Genomic DNA, 431 nt, shown 5'->3' with positions numbered 1-431 from the left:
TTATCGTTATCGTGTTCATCATCATGGGCTGGGCTTGGTGTTACTGATGTTTTACCTCTCAAATGATCCTGCGCGGCCTTGATTTGTTCTGGTGTTAGATTCTTCTTAAAGAAGTAATGATTGTGATCACCGTGTGACATGACAAAGCCTTGATCATCCTCACTGATGACACGATTGGCATCAAAACCATGATCATGGTCTTCATCATGATGGTTCCCATGATTATCTTTATCGTGTTCATCATCATGTGCTGGACTTGGTGTTACTGGCGTCTTACCTCTTAAATGATCTTGAGCCGACTTAATTTGCTCTGCTGTCAAATCTTTCTTAAAGAAGTAATGATTGTGGTCACCGTGTGACATGACAAAGCCTTGTTCATCCTCACTGATGACACGATTAGCATCAAAACCGTGATCATGGTCTTCATCATG

Annotated in this window: 1 protein-coding gene; it reads right to left on the bottom strand. The window is 41.5% G+C overall.

What is annotated here, in order from left to right; all coding sequences use genetic code 11:
• The coding region (locus tag HMPREF2701_RS11250; protein ID WP_186821223.1) for a pneumococcal-type histidine triad protein at positions 1-431 on the bottom strand (431 nt) is incomplete at both ends.

The organism is Streptococcus sp. HMSC077D04, from assembly GCF_001808785.1.
Classification (GTDB): domain Bacteria; phylum Bacillota; class Bacilli; order Lactobacillales; family Streptococcaceae; genus Streptococcus; species Streptococcus mitis_BX.
This window is presented reverse-complemented; position numbering and strand designations above follow the sequence as displayed.